The 20,214-nt window shown below is 62.6% G+C and carries 18 protein-coding genes and 1 tRNA gene; 9 read left to right on the forward strand and 10 right to left on the reverse strand.

Annotation, left to right across the window (positions count from 1 at the left end; all coding sequences use genetic code 11):
- Positions 1 to 26 precede the first annotated feature (26 nt).
- A complete protein-coding gene (locus AB5Y48_RS12040; RefSeq protein ID WP_368164606.1) occupies positions 27 to 3,332 on the reverse strand; it encodes a hypothetical protein in 3,306 nt (1,101 codons plus the stop codon).
- 240 nt (positions 3,333 to 3,572) lie between these two features.
- Here AB5Y48_RS12040 and AB5Y48_RS12045 point away from each other — a divergent pair, with 240 nt between their 5' ends.
- Positions 3,573 to 4,517 (forward strand): LysR family transcriptional regulator, encoded by a 945-nt coding sequence (locus AB5Y48_RS12045; protein WP_231686236.1) that lies wholly within the window; start codon positions 3,573 to 3,575, stop codon positions 4,515 to 4,517.
- Between the two features lie 39 nt (positions 4,518 to 4,556).
- Here AB5Y48_RS12045 and AB5Y48_RS12050 read toward each other — a convergent pair.
- The 9 genes from AB5Y48_RS12050 to AB5Y48_RS12090 all read right to left on the reverse strand — a co-directional run bounded on the left by AB5Y48_RS12050 (position 4,557) and on the right by AB5Y48_RS12090 (position 13,550).
- Positions 4,557 to 4,633: transfer RNA gene (locus tag AB5Y48_RS12050), tRNA-Pro, on the reverse strand.
- A 111-nt stretch (positions 4,634 to 4,744) separates the two neighbouring features.
- The gene (locus AB5Y48_RS12055; protein ID WP_050665325.1) at positions 4,745 to 5,443 is read right to left on the reverse strand and encodes an MOSC domain-containing protein; all 699 of its coding nucleotides are present in this window, start codon (positions 5,441 to 5,443) and stop codon (positions 4,745 to 4,747) included.
- A gap of 40 nt (positions 5,444 to 5,483) precedes the next feature.
- Positions 5,484 to 6,335: an ABC transporter permease subunit gene (locus AB5Y48_RS12060; RefSeq protein ID WP_050665324.1), complete on the reverse strand. Its 852-nt coding sequence runs from the start codon at positions 6,333 to 6,335 to the stop codon at positions 5,484 to 5,486.
- Complete coding sequence (locus AB5Y48_RS12065; RefSeq protein WP_050665323.1) at positions 6,332 to 7,228, reverse strand: ABC transporter permease subunit; 897 nt, start codon at positions 7,226 to 7,228, stop codon at positions 6,332 to 6,334. Before AB5Y48_RS12065 ends, AB5Y48_RS12060 begins: the two co-directional genes overlap by 4 nt.
- Positions 7,225 to 8,379: a polyamine ABC transporter ATP-binding protein gene (gene potA, locus AB5Y48_RS12070; protein WP_050665322.1), complete on the reverse strand. Its 1,155-nt coding sequence runs from the start codon at positions 8,377 to 8,379 to the stop codon at positions 7,225 to 7,227. Before potA ends, AB5Y48_RS12065 begins: the two co-directional genes overlap by 4 nt.
- Positions 8,380 to 8,473: 94 nt before the next feature.
- Complete coding sequence (locus AB5Y48_RS12075; protein WP_368164609.1) at positions 8,474 to 9,565, reverse strand: polyamine ABC transporter substrate-binding protein; 1,092 nt, start codon at positions 9,563 to 9,565, stop codon at positions 8,474 to 8,476.
- A gap of 81 nt (positions 9,566 to 9,646) precedes the next feature.
- Positions 9,647 to 10,744: a polyamine ABC transporter substrate-binding protein gene (locus tag AB5Y48_RS12080; RefSeq protein WP_136614561.1), complete on the reverse strand. Its 1,098-nt coding sequence runs from the start codon at positions 10,742 to 10,744 to the stop codon at positions 9,647 to 9,649.
- A gap of 46 nt (positions 10,745 to 10,790) precedes the next feature.
- Positions 10,791 to 12,149 carry an aspartate aminotransferase family protein gene (locus AB5Y48_RS12085; protein WP_060588141.1) on the reverse strand — a complete coding sequence of 453 codons (1,359 nt, stop codon included), beginning with the start codon at positions 12,147 to 12,149 and terminating at the stop codon, positions 10,791 to 10,793.
- A 69-nt stretch (positions 12,150 to 12,218) separates the two neighbouring features.
- Positions 12,219 to 13,550, reverse strand: coding sequence for a glutamine synthetase family protein (locus AB5Y48_RS12090; protein ID WP_060588143.1), 1,332 nt, complete (start codon positions 13,548 to 13,550; stop codon positions 12,219 to 12,221).
- A gap of 407 nt (positions 13,551 to 13,957) precedes the next feature.
- On the opposite strand from AB5Y48_RS12090, the gene AB5Y48_RS12095 reads away from it, so the two are divergent.
- From AB5Y48_RS12095 to AB5Y48_RS12130, 8 genes are all read left to right on the forward strand, one after another.
- Positions 13,958 to 14,344: a TraR/DksA C4-type zinc finger protein gene (locus AB5Y48_RS12095; protein WP_050665317.1), complete on the forward strand. Its 387-nt coding sequence runs from the start codon at positions 13,958 to 13,960 to the stop codon at positions 14,342 to 14,344.
- A gap of 45 nt (positions 14,345 to 14,389) precedes the next feature.
- Entirely contained in the window at positions 14,390 to 15,244 is an 855-nt protein-coding gene (locus tag AB5Y48_RS12100) for a hypothetical protein (protein WP_368164610.1), read from the forward strand.
- A gap of 24 nt (positions 15,245 to 15,268) precedes the next feature.
- Positions 15,269 to 15,715, forward strand: coding sequence for a DUF962 domain-containing protein (locus tag AB5Y48_RS12105; protein ID WP_060588150.1), 447 nt, complete (start codon positions 15,269 to 15,271; stop codon positions 15,713 to 15,715).
- Between the two features lie 12 nt (positions 15,716 to 15,727).
- On the forward strand, positions 15,728 to 16,186 hold the full coding sequence (locus AB5Y48_RS12110) for a CreA family protein (RefSeq protein ID WP_136612602.1): 459 nt from the start codon (positions 15,728 to 15,730) through the stop codon (positions 16,184 to 16,186).
- A gap of 77 nt (positions 16,187 to 16,263) precedes the next feature.
- The gene (locus AB5Y48_RS12115; protein WP_368164611.1) at positions 16,264 to 17,253 is read left to right on the forward strand and encodes a 2-hydroxyacid dehydrogenase; all 990 of its coding nucleotides are present in this window, start codon (positions 16,264 to 16,266) and stop codon (positions 17,251 to 17,253) included.
- Between the two features lie 65 nt (positions 17,254 to 17,318).
- On the forward strand, positions 17,319 to 18,677 hold the full coding sequence (yegD, locus tag AB5Y48_RS12120) for a molecular chaperone (protein WP_050665312.1): 1,359 nt from the start codon (positions 17,319 to 17,321) through the stop codon (positions 18,675 to 18,677).
- A gap of 94 nt (positions 18,678 to 18,771) precedes the next feature.
- Complete coding sequence (locus tag AB5Y48_RS12125; protein ID WP_050665311.1) at positions 18,772 to 19,185, forward strand: META domain-containing protein; 414 nt, start codon at positions 18,772 to 18,774, stop codon at positions 19,183 to 19,185.
- 197 nt (positions 19,186 to 19,382) lie between these two features.
- Positions 19,383 to 20,213 (forward strand): HDOD domain-containing protein, encoded by an 831-nt coding sequence (locus tag AB5Y48_RS12130; protein WP_050665310.1) that lies wholly within the window; start codon positions 19,383 to 19,385, stop codon positions 20,211 to 20,213.
- The last annotated feature ends 1 nt before the right edge of the window (position 20,214 follow it).

Consider the following 20,214-nt stretch of genomic DNA (forward strand, 5'->3'; position numbering starts at 1 on the left):
AAGAGCGGCGTTTGCATCTATGGCCCTTAGCGATCCGTCAGCAGCAGGGCGGCCAGATCGACCCGGTTGATGGGCCCCTCCCGTCCACCCGCATCGTTATAGGTCTCATTGGAGCTTAGATAGCTCATGTTATAGAAGTCGCTGACCCGGACGCTGTAACGACCGGCCGGCAGATCGACCGCCAACGGCGTCGACTCGCGCAGGGGCTTCTTCTCCCCCTCCTTCATGACATGGGGCATCTGCACCGCACCGCTCGCCACCACGGCACCGCCCTGGCTCAGCACTTCGACCAGCTTGACCCCGTTGGTCACTCCCAGATTGATGGCGTGGTGACCGTTGAAATACTCGAGCCGGATCATCCGCTTGCCCTCGATGGGCAGATCCCCGATCAGCAGCTGCTCACCCGGCGCCCCCCAATCCTTGAGATAGGCGACCTCAATCCCCTCCCCCGTCACCAGGCTGCCATCGTGGCGAACCCTGGCGTCGGTGACCGGGATGCGCTCTCGCACCGCGTTCAGGCACAAGGGCTTGGCGTGATGGGAGCGATGGCCACTGGACCCATAGACCGCCTCGGCGCTGTAGCAGGCCCCGTCGGTCGCAGGCAGACCCGCATCCAGCCAACGCGGCTCGGTCAGGCCACTGGCCACCCGCTGTCCGTTGCGATAGAGGTTGTAGGTGACGCCGCCGCGGTTGGCCATGTCACTAAACTCGACGGCTACCCCGTCACCCTGGCGGGTCACGGCGACCATCTGCGGCTCCACGGGGGCAAAGACGTTGGGGTCATCCACCGAGCGGGGATCGACCCCCTCGATCAGGGTCACCGGCTGCTCGTCGCGCTGGGCGGCGCCAAACCGGATCTCGATGCGGTTGCTCCCCTGCAGCTGGCTGGCGTCGATCCGATCGCCGCTCACCTCGTTGCCGTTGAGGCGGATTCCCGCCACCGGATAGTAACCACCGACCGCCCCCTGTGCGGGCAGTTGCAGCACTATGCTGATCGTCTTGCCCCGATAGTTGAGCCCCGTCAGGGTCACGCTGTCACTGCCCCCCATGAGGCGGTGCAGCCTTGTGGTGACGAAGGGCGTGAGGCGTATGCCCCCCTCCTCCACCCGATAACCGAAGATGTCACCCGTCACCATACCGAGGTACCCCCCCACGGACCAGAGTTGGCGCTGGGAGTTGATCACCGGGCCACTCAGCTCGGGGTGCTCCAGATCCATCAGGGAGGGCTGACCGGAGAGCCACTCCAGGTTCTCCATGTTGGAGAGGTTGAGGGCCGCGCCGCGCATCAGGGTGTCCACATGGCGATCGACCGCCGCCACGCTCTTCACCTGCACCGCCGCCTTGAGGGCGTAGGCGGTGACGAAAGGCCAGATGGAGCGGTTGTGATAGACGGGCACATCGGGTTGCTGGGGGAAGTAGACGGGCGCACCGAAGGGGCCGAAGGGGTAACGGCTGACGATCGACCTGGCCTGCTGCTCATCGGCGATGCCGCTGACAATGGCCAGGGCCTCCCCCAGCATGTCGAAGCGATAACCCTGGCCGGCATCGGTCGCACCATAGATGAGGCTGGCATACATGCCCTGCTCCGGCATCCAGAAGCCCCGGTTGATGGCCAGTTTCAGATCCCGGGCCCACCCCTCATAGCGGCTGGCCACCTCGCTCTCCCCCTGCTGGTCCGCCAGGCGGGCCGCCAGGCGCAGCGCCCGGTAGTGGTTCACGTTGGTCGAGAGGGCCTTGCTCATGGCGATATGGGCGATGTCCCCGGTAATCCACCTGGCATAGGTCTGTTCACGCCAGTCCAGGTAGGACTGCTCCCCCGTGTAGAGGCCGTCGGCCGGATCGAAGGCGGCCAGCCGGTCGCTCTCCAGGGTGGCCTTGAGCCCGCCATAAACCTGGCGGGCGAAGACGAGCCGCTCCGGCTCATCCAGGCTGCCCAGCACCGCCTCGGCCCCCATGGCCCAGGTCACCCGATCCGTGCTGATGGGCCAGCTGCCGCCGGTCCCTGTGTCCTGCACTATCTGCGCCCCCTCGGGGATGCGGGGCGAGAGATCCCCCTGCAGGGATGCCCTGAACGGGGAGAGCTTGAACTGCAGCGAGTTGCGGGCGCGCAGGGGATCCAGGGTGCCGAGCCCCAGATCGGTGGCATAGGAGAGATCCCGGGTCCAGACATAATGCCACTTGGCCCCCGTCTCGAAGCAGTCACACGAGATGGCCCGGCCACCGTTGTAGCTGCCATCCTTCACCTCTGCCACGCTGTTGAGGCGCATCTCATGGTTGGCCAGGGCAAACAGGGCATCGAAGGCCAGGCTGCCGGTGCGCACCCTGGGCAGATCGGCCTCCTCCCGGTAGGTCACATGATTTTCGACCGGGTCACGCAGCTCCTGGGTGGTGGATTGGGCGTATTGGCGCAGCTCGACATCGCGCTTGAGCACCGAGAAGGTGACCTCCTCCTTCACCCCGGCTTGATAGGTATCGAAGGAGCGCTTCTCGACCGCCTCATGCCCCTGATGCGGGTTGACCAGAGTCAGATCCTCAGCGCTCGCCTCGCTCACCATCAGGCGGGGGGCGTCAGCCCGGCTCGCATCCAGCTCAAACTTGTAGAACCCCTCCTGAGCCAGGGTGAGATCGAACGGGCTGCAGGCGCCATCACAGCGCGCCAGCGGCAGGCTCTCGCTGGGTTTGGCCTGCGCACCCAGGCTCGACAGGCCCAGTTCGCCGCCGGCTGAGCCTATCTCCAGCCGGTGATCACCGGCCGCCAGGCGGGCCACGGTGACGTAGCGACCGTCTCCCAGATAGGTGAGGGAGAGGACCGGCTCGCGGCTCCCCTCGATGCCGAACAGATAGAGGGTTTGAGGGTACACAGGGTCATCCCGCTCCATGGTGAAGGTGATGCCGGGGGCCGCCAGATCGGCGCGATTCACCTCGACCCTGATGTCGAACAGCCCCCTGCGCTCTACCACCAGCCGGTTGTTTTGTCCCCCGTCCAGGTAGTACATAGGATAGGCTTGCCCCGGGTGAATCGCGGTCTCTTTCTGGGTGTCGGCGGCGAAGTCCGGATAGGTCCCCCACTCGGGGCCCGCCACCTTGAAGGGGGGCATGCCGCTGTTGAGACGCAGGTTATCCAGGTGATAGGCGCCGTCACGATAGACAAACTTGAACTTGTTATCGCGATTCCAGCCACTGAACTCCCCGACCATGTAGAGATCGAACGCCCAGGGGGCCTTCTGGGCCTCGGGGTTGGGCGGGGTTGTCGAGTCATTCTGGTTGCAGGCGCTGAGTAGCAGGCCGCCGCTGCAGAGGGCAACGGCCATGGCGACAGGATGGAGCTTCATGATTTTCCCTTTATTTTTTATAGGCAACGATGTGCCGCGCCATTCTAGGGAAGAGGATCATGGGGTTAGAAATAGCACAGGGCCTCACCACCGATAGAGGCCATCTATAACGCCCCCGAAAAGTGTGATCGGGTCACCGTTGAGAGGCCATAACCCGCTATTTCGATTCTCTGAAACTGTGATCGTGACGGGGCTCCCCGCACCGCCTTCCGCACCTTGCTACCCACACTCGGCGGGGATATGGTGGCCTCCCCTTGCCAAGCCCCCATCATCACAGTGAACCGACAGCTACAACAATTCATTCAGGTCGCCACCTGCCGTAACCTGAGCCAGGCGGCCCGACACCTCGGCGTGACCCAACCCACCCTCACCCACAACATGCGCCGTCTGGAGGAGAGGCTGGGGGTCACCCTCTACCAACGCAACAGCAGCGGCATCACCCTGACCGAGGCGGGACTCTGCCTGCTGGAGCAGGCCAGGGAGATAGAGGCGCTCTATCAACAGACTCACCAACGCCTGCAACGAATCCGGGATCGCCAGCACCACGCCCTGCGCATCGGCACCGGTCACGCCTGGTGGCACGGCCTGTTGCTGCCGGTCGTCAGCCGCTATTGTGACGCCCACCCGGCCGCCTCGCTCAACATCCAGGTGGGTAACCACCTGCGCCTGCTGGACCTGCTCGCCCATCACGAGATCGATCTCTTCATCGGCCACGAGATCCACGGGCTGGCCGAACAGAGCCAACTCCACTTCGAGCCCTTGCTGCAGGCCGAGGATGCCCTCTTCGTCCGCACTGGACACCCCCTGAGCCACACCCTCTGCAGCAAGCAGGACCTGGCCCGCTACCCGACCCTGCTGGTCACCCCCGATGAACATCGCTTCATCCGGCTGGTACACGACCTCTCCACCAAGCAGGCAGAGAAGCAACGCATGGGAATCGACGACAAATTCATCCACACCACCAACTCCATGATGGTGGCCATGGACCTGCTGCGGGGGAGCAACATGATCATGCCCTTCCCGCGTCAGATGGGGGAATACCTGGGCCGGCAGGGGCTGCTGCCCCTGCGGATGAGCGAGGAGTACAACAGGGGCATCATAGGTGTGTATTACCGGCAGGGGGAGGAGTGGACGACCATGCTCCGGTTACTGCAACAGGAGGCGGCCCGTCATCGGCAGGGCTGAAATGCAAAAAGGCCGCTCTATGAGCGGCCTTTTCAAATGTGGTCGGTGTGAGAGGATTCGAACCTCCGACCCCTTCGTCCCGAACGAAGTGCGCTACCAAGCTGCGCTACACACCGATGTCGACGGGGCGTGAATTTACCTAAACCCCCGCCCCGTGACAAGGTTTTTTTCACTTTTTTTTGGAAAAGCGGCGCGTTTGCTCACCGCCTGCCCGAAGCGCCGTTTTTTCAACCAGAAAGACCCTGGGGACCGAGCAGGCGATGGCGCCAGTCGGCGGCTTCCCCCCGCTCCAGCCACTGGCTGGCATGGTGTCGCCAGTTGGGGGAGAGGGTTGGATGCTCCGCCAGCAGACGCAGATCGGCCTCAACCAATGCCTGGTTGAAGAGGATATCCGCACAGCGCTTCACGCTTAGGGTCGAGGTACGATCGATCAGGGTCAGTTCGGCATCCGGCGCAACAGCGCCCTCCTCCACCACCCGCAGTAACCAGCCACAGCGACCGCTCAGCTGCATCATCAGGGAGAAGTCGGGGTAACCGAAGCGCAGGTTGAGCTTGAAACAGGGAGAACGGGGCTGACTCACCTGCACCAGTGCCTCACCCAGGCGAAAGAGGTCCCCGATATGAACCCCCTCCTCGGTCAGGCCAGTGCACGAGAGGTTCTCGCCGAAGGCGCCGGGCAACCAGGGAGTGGCGGGATCGGGTAACCCCAGGCTCTGCTGCCAGCTGCGCCAGAAGGCGTAGTGGTCGGCAGGATAGTGATGCAGGGCCCGTTCCGGGCCACCGTGATGGCGGGGATCGGCCTGCTCATCCCCCTCCAGCCCGGTTGCACCACACCAGAGCGAAGCCGTGGCCGGCCGCTTGGCGATGGCGGAATCAAGCTGGGGGGAGAGTGCAGCCCGGCTGCCGGTAAAGAGGGTAATCCGCATTCTCATCCTCCTGATTGACGAGAGAATGCGGATCTTATCATCACTGGGCGTCGACCACCGACTGCATCTGCAGCATGTGGGCAATCTCCGCCTTGCGACGCTTCTCTGCCTTGGCCATGAAGTACCAGCTAAAGAAGGTAAACAGGGAGACAGAGAGCAGGATCAGGCTGGCGATGGCGTTGATCTCCGGCTTCACACCGAGACGCACGGCGGAGAAGACCTCCATCGGCAGGGTGGTCGCGCCGGGGCCCGCCACGAAGCTGGCCAGTACCAGGTCGTCCAGCGACAGGGCAAACGACATCATGCCACCGGCCGCCAGGGAGGGGGCGATCATCGGGATGGTGATAAGGAAGAACACCTTCCACGGGCGGGCCCCCAGATCCATGGCCGCCTCCTCGATGGAGAGATCCAGCTCGCGCAGGCGCGCCGACACCACGATCGCCACATAGGCCGAACAGAAGGTGGTGTGGGCGATCCAGATGGTCAGCATGCCCCGCTCCGCCGGCCAGCCCACCAGCTGGGCCATGGCCACGAACAGCAACAGCAGGGAGAGACCCGTGATCACCTCGGGCATCACCAGCGGCGCCGTCACCATGCCACCGAACAGGGTCCGGCCGCGGAAGCGGGGGATGCGGGTCAGCACGAAGGCCGCCAGGGTACCGAGCGCCACCGCCGCGATCGCCGTGTAGAAGGCGATCTCGAGGGAACGCAGCACAGAGTTGATGAGCTGGGTGTTCTTGAGCAGACCGAAATACCACTTGAGGGACCAGCCCCCCCACACGGTCACCAGCTTGGAGGCGTTGAAGGAGTAGATCACCATGATGACCATGGGCAGGTAGATGAAGGTCAGACCGGCCCAGAGCATGAAGCGGGAGAAGTTGTGCTGTTTCATACCTTGCCCTCCAGCTCCTTGGCCTGGTTACGGTTGAACAGGATGATGGGGATGATGAGGATCGCCAGCATCACCACCGCCAGGGCCGAGGCCACCGGCCAGTCGCGGTTGTTGAAGAACTCTTGCCACAGCACCTTGCCGATCATCAGGGTCTCTGGACCACCGAGCAGCTCGGGAATGACGAACTCCCCCACCACAGGGATGAACACCAGCATGCAGCCCGCGATGATGCCGTTCTTGGAGAGAGGCACGGTGATCTGCCAGAAACGGGTCAGGTTGCGCGCCCCCAGATCCGAGGCTGCCTCGAGCAGGCTGTGATCGTGCTTGGCCAGGTTGGCGTAAAGGGGCAGCACCATAAAGGGCAGATAGGAGTAAACGATGCCGATGTAGACGGCCACGTTGGTGTTGAGGATCTGCAGCGGCTGATCGATGAGGCCGATCCCCATCAAGACGCTGTTGAGCAGCCCATTGTTGCTGAGGATGCCCATCCAGGCGTAGACCCGGATCAGGATGGCGGTCCAGGTGGGCATCATGATGAGCAGCAGGTAGACGGTCTGCATATGCTTCTCGGCCCGTGAGATGGCGTAGGCCATGGGGTAGCCGATCAGCAGACAGAGCAGGGTGCTGATGAACGCCATCTTGAGCGAACCGAGATAGGCGGCCAGATAGAGTTCATCCTCGTCGAGCAGCAGGTAGTTGCCGAGGTTAAGCAGTATGGTGAGCTGGTTATCGGCCCAGGTCATCACATCCGTGTAGGGCGGAATGGCCACATCCGCCTCGGCGAAACTGATCTTCAGCACCATGATGAAGGGGAGCAGGAAGAACAGGAACAGCCAGAAGAAGGGCACACCGATGACCAACCGGCGGCCGATGGCAAGATTCATCGTCTTCATGATTGCAGCACCACGCCGCTGTCATCTTCCCAGTAGAGGAACACCTGGTCGTTCCAGGTGGGCCGCTTGCCGTGGCGTTCGGCATTGGCGATGAAGGCCTGAACCACCATGCCCGACGGCAGCTCGATGAAGTAGACGGAGTGGCCCCCCAGGTAGGCGATGTCGTACACCTTGCCCCAGGTGCCGTTATGGTTGGGATGCTCCAGGTCCTCCGGCTTCTGGGTGCTCATCAGCAGCTTCTCGGGACGCAGGGCATAGGTGACCTTCTTGTCCTCGGCCCGGGTACTGATGCCGTGGCCCACCATGATGGGCTGATCCAGATGGGGACAGGCGATCACCGCGTGGTCCAGCTCATCTTCCACCAACACGCCGTCAAACAGGTTGACGTTGCCGATAAACTCGCACACCAGGCGGCTGGCCGGGGTCTCGTAGATGTCCATCGGGCTGCCGATCTGCTCGATGCACCCCAGGTGCATGATGGCGATACGCTCGGCCATGGTCATGGCCTCTTCCTGATCGTGGGTCACCATGACGCAGGTCACCCCGACCCGCTCGATGATCTCCACCAGCTCAAGCTGCATCTGGGAGCGCAGCTTCTTGTCGAGCGCCCCCATGGGCTCGTCGAGCAGCAGCAGCTTGGGGCGCTTGGCCAGAGATCGGGCCAGGGCCACCCGCTGCCGCTGACCACCGGAGAGCTGGTGCGGCTTGCGCTTGGCATATTGGGTCATCTGCACCAGCTTGAGCATCTCCTCGACCCTGGCATCGACCTCAGCCCTGGGCAGACCATCCTGCTTAAGACCGAAGGCGATATTCTGCGCCACTGTCATGTGCGGGAAGAGGGCGTAAGACTGGAACATCATGTTGATGGGGCGCTCGTAGGGGGGCATGTCGGTGATGTCCACCCCGTCGAGGAAGATGCGACCCTCGGTCGGACGCTCGAACCCCGCCAGCATCCGCAGCAGGGTCGATTTACCGGAGCCCGAGCCCCCCAGCAGGGCGAAGATCTCCCCCTTGTTGATGTTGAGGGAGACGTTATCGACCGCCAGGGTCTCGTCAAACTGCTTGCTCACCCTGTCGATCTTCACCAGCACCTCTTTCGGCTGCTGGCTCCCTTCTAGGGCTTTCTTGTAGGCACTGGAGGCTATTGCCATCACCAAACTCCCAAACAATGCACACTGCCCCTCACGGCCGTGTCCTGGCTACTGAGACGAAGGGGCGGGCCTGCCGGCCCGACCCCACTTTTTGTTATTTTCCGGTCTTGACCCGGCTCCAGCTGCGCGTGAACTGTCGCTGGATCTTGGGGGTACGTTCGGCGGCGATGTAGAGCCGACCGAGCACGTCTTTACTGGGGTAGATGCCCTGATCGGTGAGCATCCCCTCATCCATGTAGGGCACCGCCTTGGTATTGGGATTGGCGTACCCCACGTACTTGCTGACCCCGGCGATCACCTGGGGATCGAGCAGATAATTGATATAGGCGTGGGCCTCTTTGACATGCCTGGAGTCCACCGGAATCGCCATCATGTCAAACCAGAGGTTGCTCCCCTCCTTGGGGATGGAATAGGCGATCTCGATCCCCTTGCCCGCCTCTTCGGCACGGGCGGCGGCCTGCATCACATCGCCCGAATAACCGACCGCCACGCAGATGTCGCCGTTGGCCAGATCGCCGATGTACTTGGAGGAGTGGAAATAGGTGACATAGGAGCGGATCTCCATCAGGCGGGCCTCGGCCTTCTTGAAGGTCTCCGGGTCCTTGCTGTTGGGATCGAGCCCAAGGTAGAGGGCCGCCAGAGGCAGCATCTCATCCCCTGAATCGAGCAGGGCGACGCCGCATTTGGCGAGCTTCTGGATATTCTGCGGCTCGAAGATGACGGCCCAGGAGTCGATGTGATCCACTCCCAGCACTGCCTTCACCTTCTCGACGTTGTAGCCGATGCCGTTGGTCCCCCACAGGTAGGGCACCGCGTACTGGTTGCCGGGATCGTTGACCTCCAGCTGTTTGAGCAGCATGGGGTCCAGATTGTTCCAGTTGGGCAGCAGGCTGCGGTCGAGCTTCTGGAAGGCGCCCGCCTTGATCTGCTTGCCGAGGAAGTTGTTGGAAGGCACCACAACGTCATAACCGGTATTACCGGTGAGCAGCTTCCCTTCCAGGGTCTCGTTGGAATCGAACACGTCATAGACGGGTCGAATGCCGGTGACCTTCTGGAAAGAGGGCAGCGTCTCTTCGCCGATATAATCGGACCAGTTATAGATGTGTACGGTCGGAGCAGCCTGGAGCAGGGAAGAGGCTCCCAACAACAGGGTCGCGGTCAACAGTTTGCTATGCACAGAATCCATCCTCGTATCTTGGGTTAGAGAACCTGAACCCCTCACACTCCGGCGAATTCCCCTCCGGCGAACCGGAGGGGCGATACGGCATTACTTACCGGACTTGATCTTGGTCCAGCTACGGGTCATGGCCCGCTGCACCTTGGCCGGAAGATCCGGGAAGGTGTAGATCTTCTTGAGGGTCTCCGCCGTCGGGTAGATGCCCGGGTCGGTGCGGATCGCCTCATCCACCAGCGGCGTGGCCGCCTTGTTACCGTTCGGGAACTGAACGGCATTGGTGATCTCGGCAATGATCTCCGGCTTCATCAGGAAGTTGAGGAAGGCGTGGGCCTCCTCCACATTCTTGGCGTCGGCCGGCACGGCCAGCATGTCAAAGAAGCTGCCCGCCCCCTCCTTGGGAATGGTGTAAACGATGTTCACCCCATTGTTCGCCTCGACGGCACGGGACTTGGACTGCTGCAGATCACCGGAGTAACCCACGGCGACACAGAGGTTGCCGTTGGCCAGATCACCGATGTACTTGGAAGAGTGGAAATAGGCGGTATAGGGACGGATGGAGAGGAACAGCTCCTCGGCCTTCTTCAGATCCGCCGGCTTCTCCGAGTTGCTGGGCAGCCCCTGATAGTGCATGGCAGCCGGCAGCATCTCGGTCGGAGAGTCCAGGAAGGAGACGCCGCACTCCTTGAGCTTGGCCATGTTCTCCGGCTTGAAGACCAGATCCCAGGAATCGACCGGGGCCTTGTCCCCCAGCACGGCCTTGACCTTGTCCACGTTGTAGGCGTAACCGATAGTGCCCCACATGTAGGGCAGGGAGTACTGGTTACCCGGATCGCTCGGCTCCAGCGCCTTGAGCAGATCGGTGTCCAGATTCTTCCAGTTGGGCAGCTTGGACTTGTCCAGCTTCTGGAAGACACCGGCCTTGATCTGCTTGGCCAGGAAGGGGTTGGAAGGCACCACCACGTCATAGCCCGACTTGCCCGCCAGCAACTTGGCTTCCAGCACCTCGTTACTGTCGAACACGTCGTACACCACCTTGATGCCCGTCTCTTTCTCGAACTTGGCGATGGTGTCCGGGGCGATATAGTCGGACCAGTTGTAAACATGCAGCTTCTTGTCTGCGGCTACCGCATTCGTGGCCAGCATGGCAGAAACCACGCAGGCGGCGAGCACACCCTTCTTAAAAGACATCATCCTTGTCTCCTTCAAGTTTGCATACGGCAACCGGGCCTCAGACTCAGCCGAGCAGGCTATCGGCGGTCAGCTCCAGACTCCGTCTGGCCAGGTTGACCAAGTTATCCACCTCCGTCTCGGTGATGACCAAGGGGGGGGATATGATCATCGTATCCCCTACCGCCCGCATCACCAAGCCATTGTTAAAGCAGAACTCACGGCACGTCAGACCCGCTTTTGACGAGGCCGGGAAGCGACGTTTGTCCTGCTTGTTTTGCACTATCTCGAGCGCCGCCACCATCCCCTTGCCCCGGGTCTCCCCGACGATGGGCAGGTCAGAGAGCTCCGACCAGCGCTGCTGAAGATAGGGGGCGATTCTATCATGCACGCGACTAACTATGCTCTCTTTTTGCATAAGTTTGATGTTAGCGATCGCTACGGCGCAAGCCACCGGATGGCCTGAATAGGTGAATCCATGAGCGAACTCTCCCCCCTTCTCCACCACACGTGCGACCCGATCGCTTACCATCACGGCACCGAGCGGCACATAACCCGAGGTGATCCCCTTGGCCAGGCACATGAAGTCGGGACGGATGCCGAAGGTGTCGCTGCCAAACCAGGCGCCGGTACGGCCGAAACCACAGATCACCTCGTCGGCGATGAGCAGGATGCCGTAGTCATCGCAGATGCGCTGGATCTCTGGCCAGTAGCTCTCGGGAGGGATGATGACGCCACCGGCCCCCTGGATCGGCTCGCCGATGAAGGCGGCGACCTTCTCCGGCCCCACCTCGAGGATCTTCTTCTCGAGCTGTCGGGCCCGCTCCAGACCGAACTCGTGAGGAGTCATGCCACTCCCTTCACCGAAGTGATAGGGCTGATCGATGTGGACGATACCCGGGATCGGCAGGGAGCCCTGTTCATGCATCCCGCTCATGCCACCCAGGCTGGCACCGGCCACGGTGGAGCCGTGATAGGCGTTGTGGCGGCTGATGATCACCTGGCGCTCCGGCTTGCCCTGACAGGCCCAGTAGTGGCGCACCATGCGCAGCACAGTGTCGTTGCACTCGGAACCCGATCCGGTGAAGAAGACCTGGTTCAGGCCGGCCGGGGTCACCTCGGCCAGCAGGCTGGCCAGCTCGATGGCGGGCGGATGGGCGGTCTGGAAGAAGAGGTTGTAGTAGGGAAGCTCGCGCATCTGGCGCTCTGCAGCCTCGATCAGCTCCTCGCGGCCGTAACCCATGTTGACGCACCACAGGCCGGCCATGCCGTCGAGAATGCGCTTCCCCTCGGAGTCGATCAGGTAGACCCCCTCACCCCGGGTGATGATGCGGGACCCCTTCTGGCGCAACGGCTGGTGATCGGTAAAGGGGTGCAGGTGGTGGCTCGCATCCAGACGCTGCCACTCACGGGTATCGAATTGCATCTTTCGCTCCTTGCGCGGACGGACTGGCCGCCCTCCAGTTGAAGCGGGCCGCCAGGCGGCCCGCCGGGATCAGACGTTGAGCAGCAGGAACTCCCGCTCCCAGGAACTGATGACACCGAAATAGGTCTCGTACTCCTTGCGCTTGACCGCCACGAAGGCCCGCACGAAGCGCTCTCCCAGCATCTCCTTGATGGGCTCGCACTGCTCGAGGTGGCTCAGGGCCTCCTCCAGGGTGCGCGGCAGGCTGTAGGGCAGGTCGTAGGCACTGTGTTTCATCTCGGGCAGGGGCTCCAGCTTCTCCTGGATGCCGAGGAAGCCGCACGCCAGGGTGGCAGCCAGGGCCAGATAGGGGTTGGCATCGGCCCCGGCGAAGCGGTTCTCGACGCGGCGGGCAGAGGCATCGGAGTGGGGCACCCGCAGACCACAGGTGCGGTTCTCCACCCCCCACTGCACGTTGCGCGGCGCGCTCTCGCCGAAGGTGAGGCGACGATAGGAGTTGACGTTGGGGGCCAGCAGGGCGGTGACAGCCGGGGTGTACTTCTGCAGTCCGGCAATGAAGTGCATGAAGAGCTGGGTATGTCCCCCATCCTCGGTACCAAACAGGTTGCGCCCCTCGCTATCCTCCAGACTCTGGTGGATATGCATGGCCGAACCGGGCTCGTTGCTCATGGGTTTGGCCATAAAGGTGGCGTAGATACCGTGACGGTGGGCGGCCTCACGCATGGTGCGCTTGAACAGAAACACCTGATCGGCCAGGTCGATGGCATCCCCGTGCAGGAAGTTGATCTCCATCTGGGCGGCACCGGACTCATGGATCAGGGTATCCACCTCCAGTTCCTGGGCCTCGCAGTAGTCGTACATGTCCTCGAAGATGGGGTCGAACTCGTTGACCGCATCGATACTGAACGACTGGCGGGCGGTCTCGGGACGCCCGTTGCGCCCGATGGGCGGCTCCAGCGGGTAGTCGGCATCCTCGTTGCGCTTGACCAGATAGAACTCCAGCTCGGGGGCCACCACCGGTTTCCACCCCTGCTTCTCATAGAAGGAGAGGACCCGGTGCAGCACGGAGCGGGGGGCGATATCCACCAGCTGACCGTGAGAGTCGAAGCAGTCGTGGATCACCTGGGCAGTGGGCTCCAGAGCCCAGGGCACGAAGCGAATGGTGTTGGGGTCGGGGTAGAGCAGCATGTCCCGCTCCAGGGGATCGACCATGCTCTCGTCCTCCGGGTAGTCCCCGGTGACGGTCTGGATGAAGATGACCTCGGGCAGTCGCATTCCCCCCTCGCGCAGAAACTTGCTGGCGGGAAGAATCTTGCCCCTGGCGTTACCGGTGAAGTCCGGAATCAGGCACTCCACCTCTGTGATGCGGTTGGCGTCCATCCAACCCTTGATGCGATCCATGTTAACCCCGACTGTGAATCTGCCCCGTCTGGAGCGATGTTACCGAAATGTAACTTGTCACCATCTAAGCCGGTTATAGGATCCACTGTCAAGGGAGGGTGTTTAAAAAAATAAAAAGATTCACCCCAAAAACAGCTTTACGGACGCAAATATTAAACACCTTGACCCAAGGCCGGATCCAGGTGCCATGAGGCCGAAATCGACGCAAAAACTCACTCGGAACCCATCTTTTCCCGAAGAAGTGCACAAAATAGCGACGCCCCCCTTTGCTAGCCGGAAAAGATCTGATAAAAGGCCCGCCCTGATTTCGTGCTCACGCACGAGTTCAGAGCACCGGGAATTGGTCTGGTCACAGACCGCCCCTATCCATACTGATAATTCGGGTTTGAATACACGGGTAGTAACACATGTGTGACTTTATGACTGAAGACCAACTGAGCTTCTACAAGGGCCAAATCGAGGCCCAGATCGTCGAGATCGAGGAGCGTCTCAACTCCCAGGCCAGTCAGGCGATTGCCACCGACACCAACGAGATGGCTGACGAGATCGATCGCGCCAGCGTCGAAGAGGCACGCCGCCTCGAGCTCAACCGCATCGAGCACGACAAACTCCATCTGCGCAAGCTCAAGGCTGCCCTCAAGCGCATCTCCGAAGGGGATTTCGGTTACTGTGAGTCCTGTGGCGACGAGATCGCCATCAAGCGTCTGCAGGCACGCCCCGAGTCGCGCTTCTGCGTCGAGTGTCAGAGTACCAAGGAGTTCAACGACACCCACGTCTATCGCCGCGTCGCCTGACATTTCTGTTAGAATCGGGCCAGTTTCCATACGGAGTCCGATTCGATGAAATGGTTTGGTTGGTTGTGCCTGTACCTTCCTCTGCTGGTACAGGCACAGACCCTCACGGTCCGAGTCCCCCGCCTGCCGGTCAACCAGATGGCCGAACAGTACCAGTTGCCCCTGCTCAGGCTGGCCCTGGAGAAGTCGGGCATTCCCTTCGAGATCACCGAAGTTCCCACCACACTCACCCAGGATTCCATCAGCCGCGAGCTCGAGAAGGGCAAGCAGTTCAACCTCTTCTGGATGGGAACCTCAAGCGATCTGGAGCAGCGCCTCACCCCCATACCGGTTCCCCTGTTTCGAGGGCTGGAAGGGGTGCGGGTCGCCATCATCCACCGCGACGCCCAGGAGACCTTCGCCCGCATCAACAATCTCGATGATCTAAGGCAGCACAAGGCGGCCCAGGGGGTGGGCTGGGGCGACAACCGGATTCTGGAGGCCGCCGGCATTCCCACCTATGCGGGGCGCTTTCACACCCTGTTCCACCTCATCAATGACCATCAGGAGGTCGACTTCTTTCCAAGGGCTCTGGTCGAAGCCTATGCCGAGCGTCGTGAACTGGCCGAGCAGTACCCCAATCTGATGATCGACACCCACCTGCAAGTGCGTTATCCCTATGCCCAGTTCTTCTTCGTCGGCCACGATGAGAGCGAATTGGCCAAGGCCCTGCAGACGGGTCTGGAGCGGCTCTACGCCGATGGCAGTTTTCTGCGCTTCTTTCGGGGTAATCCCCTGGTGCGCGATGCACTGGCCCGGGCCAATCTGGGCCAGCGTGTCACCATCGATCTGGCCAACCCGGACATGACCCCCGCTCTCAGGGCCGTTCCTGCCGCCTATTGGGAGTGGCCACAGCCCTGACCAACCGGCTCAAGGAGGAGCCCGATGAAAGACCTGACCACCTGGTTTTCCCTCTATGGAGAGAGCCACCGGCACCCGCTCAACCAGGCGATACACAGGGTGGCGGTGCCCGGCATCTACCTCTGTTCCATTGGCCTGCTGCGAGAGCTGCCCTGGGCGCCGGCCGGGCTGGACTGGGCCCTGCTCATGGCCATCCCGGTCCTGCTCTTCTACCTGTACCTCTCCTTTCGCCTCTTTCTCGGCATGGGATTGCTGACCGCGGCCGGCCTGTGGAGCTGGCAGCAACTGGGGGCAGGAGGCTACGCCTGGCCCCTGGCGCTGCTGCTGTTTGCCCTCTTCTGGGTGGCCCAGTTTATCGGGCACCGGCACGAGGGGCGTCGCCCGGCCTTTCTCACCGACCTGCAGTTCCTGCTGATCGGCCCCCTCTGGGTACTGGCAGGCCTCTATCGCCGACTGCACATCCCCTACTGACAGGAGGTTTTAATGAAATATCCGCTGCTGTTCACTCTGCCCCTGCTGACGGCCTTCGCCCAGGGGGCCGACGCCGATCGGGTCGGCGAGGTGAGCACCGCCTTCAAGCTGTTTGGCCCCAACCACAAGATAGTGATCGAGGCGTTCGACGACCCGCGAATCCAGGGGGTCACCTGCTATCTGGCACGCCCCAAGACCGGCGGCATCAAGGGCGGTCTGGGGCTGGCCGAGGACCCCTCTCACGCCACCCTCTCCTGCCATCAGGTCGGCCCCATCCGGGTGCCGGCCACACTCAAGGAGGGGGAGGAGGTGTTCGACGTCAGCACCTCGCTGGTCTTCAAAGAGCAGAAGGTGGTCCGCTTCTACGACCAGAAGCGCAATGCCCTGGTCTACCTCACCTACAGCACCCGGCTGGTCGATGGATCCTACAAGAGTGCGGTGAGCGCCGTACCCATCATGCCGTGGGGCTAATACCCCTGCCTCGGCACGGGTGATAGGGATCACACTTTGGTGTAAGGTGTGGCCACGCATCCTCGGGAGTCCACACCATGAAAATCGCCCTCTTCAGCAGCAAGAATTACGACAAGGAGTACTTTCAGCAGGCAAACGCCGGCTACGGCTTCGAGCTGGAGTTCTTCGATGTCCGGCTGGAGGCCAAGACCCTGCGGCTGGCCCACGGCTTCCCCGTGGTCTGCCTGTTCGTCAACGACGAGGCCGACCGCACCATACTGACCGAGCTGGCCGAGAATGGCACCCGGGTCATCGCCTTGCGCTGCGCCGGTTACAATAACGTGGATCTGGTGGCCGCCAGGGAGCTGGGGCTCAAGGTGGTGCGGGTACCCGCCTACTCGCCAGAGGCGGTGGCCGAGCACGCGGTGGGGCTGATGATGACCCTCAACCGCCGCATCCATAAGGCCTACCAGCGCACCCGCGACGCCAACTTCTCCCTCGAGGGTCTGGTCGGCTTCAATATGTACGGTCGCACCGCCGGCGTCATCGGCACCGGCAAGATAGGTATCGCCACCCTGCGCATCCTCAAGGGGTTCGGCATGCGCCTGCTGGTAAGCGACCCTTACCCGAACCAGGCAGCCCTGGATCTCGGGGCCGAGTACGTGGACCTCGACACCCTCTATCGCGAGTCCGATGTCATCTCCCTGCACTGCCCCCTGCTTCAGGAGAACTACCACCTGCTCAACGGTGAAGCCTTCGCCAGGATGAAGAACGGGGTGATGATCATCAACACCAGCCGGGGCGGCCTGCTCGACGCCAACGCCGCCATCGAGGCACTCAAGAGCGGTCGCATCGGCGCCCTGGGCCTCGACGTCTACGAGGAGGAAGAAGAGCTCTTCTTCGAGGACAAGTCCAACGAGGTGATCACCGACGACGTGTTCCGCCGCCTGTCGGCCTGCCACAACGTGCTCTTTACCGGTCACCAGGCCTTCCTGACCCGCGAGGCCCTGCACGCCATCGCCGATACCACCCTGGCCAACGTCAAGGCGGTACGCGAGGGATGCGTGAGCGGCAACGAAGTGGAATAACGCAGCCCCTTGAGACGGGCCGACGCTTTGGGTAGGCTCTCCCTTTTTGCCGGGAGAACCTGCCCATGTTTGTCGGATTCGATTATGGCACCTCCAACTGCGCCATCGCCGTGATGGAGCAGGGAGCGCCACGCCTGTTACCCCTGGGCCAGGGTAGCTATCTCCCCTCCACCCTGCACTCACCCCATCGTGATGCCATCCCGGGCCTGCTCGCCGAGCTGCTGCCCGAGACCCGGCGGGCCCGCTATCTGACCCTGCGCGGCCCCCAGGTGCAACGGGCCCAGAGCCTGCGCCGCGAGCTGCGCGAAGAGGGGCTCGACGATGCCCTCGCCATCGGTGAGGCGGCCCTCAGCGCCTATCTGGAGGAGCCGGAAGAGGGGTACTACATCAAGTCCCCCAAGTCCTTCCTCGGTGCCTATGGGCTCAAGCCGCCCCAGATCGCCCTGTTCGAAGACATCGTCTGCGCCATGATGCTGCTGGTGAAGCGGCGTGCCGAGGCGCTCACCGGGGTCCCCATCGACCGGGCGGTGATCGGCCGACCGGTCAACTTCCAGGGGCTGGCCGGGGAAGAGAGCAACCGCCAGGCGATCGCCATTCTGACCGAGGCAGCCAGCCTGGCCGGCTTCGAGCGGGTGGAGTTCCTCTATGAGCCGGTGGCCGCCGGTTTCGAGTTCGAGGCGCGCCTCGATGCGGACTGCACCGTGCTGGTGGTGGACATCGGCGGCGGTACGACCGACTGCTCCATGCTGCGCATGGGACCGAGCTACCGCGCCCGGCTCGATCGCAGCGCCCAGATGCTGGGGCACAGTGGCCAGCGTATCGGCGGCAACGACTTCGACATCCGCCTGACGGTGGAGGGCATCATGCCCCTGCTCGGCATGCATGAACGACTCAAGAGCGGCAAGCCCCTGCCCCACCCCCTGTTCTGGGACGCCGCCGCCATCAACGATGTGGCCGCCCAGAGTCGCTTCTACAGCCTGACCACGGGGCGCGAGCTGCAAGACATGCTGCTCGACTGCCCGAGCGGCAGCCACCTCGCCCGACTCATCCGCCTGCGCGAGCACAAGCTGAGCCATCAGGTGGTGTGGCGTGCCGAGCAGGGCAAGATCGCCCTCTCCAGCCAGGAGAGCGCGCTCCAGCCCCTCGGCGAACTGGAACGGGAGCTGGTCGTGACCCTGACCCGCGCCCAGCTCGCCGACTCTTCCGCCCCCCTGCTCGGGAAGATCGGTGAGCTGATGGACGAGGCCATCGCCCAGGCCGGTTGCCAACCCGATCGCATCTTCATCACCGGGGGTAGCGCCAAGTCCCCCCTGATCGGCCAGTTCATCCGCACTCGCCTGCCCGGGGTGCCGCTGGAGGGGGGCGACGACCTCGGCTCGGTGGCCTCGGGACTCGCTCGCTACGCCGAGCGTTTGTTCGCCTGAGCGAAGCGACAGGGGCGGTCGGTTGGCCGCCACCGCCCCCTGTCACCCCGTCTCGCCTCACTCTATCCTTGAGCCCTACCAAGGAGCCACAGTGATGAACCGCCCTGCCATGACCCTCGCCAGCCTCTTGCTGCTGACCGCCTGCAGCACCACCTGTCCTACCCAGACCGATCTGATGCACCACCACTGGGTGCTGGAGAGCCTGGATGGCCAAGCCGTTCGTGCCGAGCGCGGGCAGGAGCCGGATCTGGAGATTGGGGAGAATTTCACGGTCAACGGCATCGCCGGCTGCAACCGCTACTTCGGCATGGGCAATCTGGATCGGGGACGTTTCTGGGTCACCAGTCTGGGGAACACCGAGATGGCCTGTACCGTCCCTCTCGATACGGTGGAGCAGGCGGTACTCACCACCCTGCAGGAGGGGGCCAGCCTGACCCTCGAGCCCGAGCAGTTGATCCTGAAGGGAAAGCGGCACACCCTGCACTACCGGCTGGAAGACTGGAAATAAAAAAACCGGCTGCGAGAGCCGGTTAAAAGAAACAACAGGTGTTCCACACAGTGCTGAGAGAGCGTGAGCTCTACTGGGTGGCAGGATGGCACCGCCACCTTGAACCCCTTATGAACACAAGGGGCATATTTGCAGGCATCCCCACCGCCCCTGTGGCACAATAAACAGGAGTAAGGACCAGGGAGGCCACCACTGCCATGTCGATGGATCGTCTGTTTGACAAGATTAAGCAGCTCCCCACCATCCCCCAGCTATTGCACGAGCTGATGGAGAGCTTCAACGACGAGAATGCCCGCATCGACGAGATCGCCCGCAAGATCGCAATGGATCAGGTGATCAGCGTCAAGGTGCTGCGCATGGCCAACTCGGCGGCCTTCCGACGGGGGCAGGATGTTACCTCCATCGAGCAGGCGGTGATCCGGCTCGGCTTCAACCGGTTGCGCTCCGTGGTGGTGGCCTCCGGCATCATTGGCAGCTTCAAGGCGCCCCCCAGCTTCGACAAAAACAAGTTCTGGACCGAAACCTTTCAGGTGGCGACCATCGCCAAGACCCTTGCCCAGCAGTGCGGCACGGTCGACCCGGAGACCGCCTTCACCTGCGCCCTGATCCACAACATCGGTGAGCTGCTCATCCAGAGCACACTGCCGGAAGAGGCCGAGCTCATCAGCCTGGCCATGGCCAAGGGGGCAAGCCGGGTCGAGGCCCAGCGGGAGATGCTGGGCTACGACTACGCCCAGCTCGGCGCCGAGCTGGCTCGCCGCTGGAACCTGGCCGATGCCTTCATCACCGCCATTGCCCAGCAACTCGACCCGCTGGAACACGAACCGGTGAGCAAGGAGGCAGTACTGATCCGACTCGCCATGTTTGTCTCGTTTGCCTGGAACGCCGGCGTCCCGGCCCAGGCTATCATTGCCCGCTTCCCCAAACCCCTGGCGACCCACCTCGGCCTGCAGCCGGAGAAACTCGCCAACCAACTGGAATCCCTGCACGAACAGGGCAACGCCCTGGCCGAGATCCTGACCGGATAAA

The organism is Aeromonas sp. R6-2 (assembly GCF_040908155.1).
Taxonomy (GTDB): domain Bacteria; phylum Pseudomonadota; class Gammaproteobacteria; order Enterobacterales; family Aeromonadaceae; genus Aeromonas; species Aeromonas schubertii.